Below are 336 nucleotides of genomic sequence, written 5' to 3'. Positions count from 1 at the left end.
CGGCCCGGTGCTCGAGGTGCTGCGGCGCCCGGGCCATCCGTACACCCAGGGCCTGATGAATGCGATTCCGGGCCTGCGCCACCGCGCGGCCCGCCTGAACCAGATCGACGGCGCGATGCCGCGGCTGCACGCGATGCCGGACGGCTGCGCGTTCCACCCGCGCTGCGCCATGGCCGGGCCGCGCTGCGGCCAGGCCCGTCCGGCGCTGGCGGCCTCGCCGTCGGGCGCCACGGTCAGCGCCTGCTGGCTGCACCAAGGAGGCGTCGCCCATGCCGCATGACCAAGATTTCCTGTTGCGGGCCGACGACCTGGCCTGCTGGTTCGATGTGTCGCCGC

The 336-nt window shown here is 74.7% G+C and carries 1 protein-coding gene; it reads left to right on the top strand.

Translation table 11 applies throughout. The annotated features are described in order from the left end of the window. The coding region (locus U858_RS0133025) for an oligopeptide/dipeptide ABC transporter ATP-binding protein (protein WP_369797765.1) at positions 1 to 280 on the top strand (280 nt) is incomplete at its 5' end. Between the last annotated feature and the right edge of the window lie 56 nt (positions 281 to 336).

The organism is Achromobacter sp. DH1f (assembly GCF_000633435.1).
Lineage (GTDB): Bacteria > Pseudomonadota > Gammaproteobacteria > Burkholderiales > Burkholderiaceae_B > Achromobacter > Achromobacter deleyi.
This window is presented reverse-complemented; position numbering and strand designations above follow the sequence as displayed.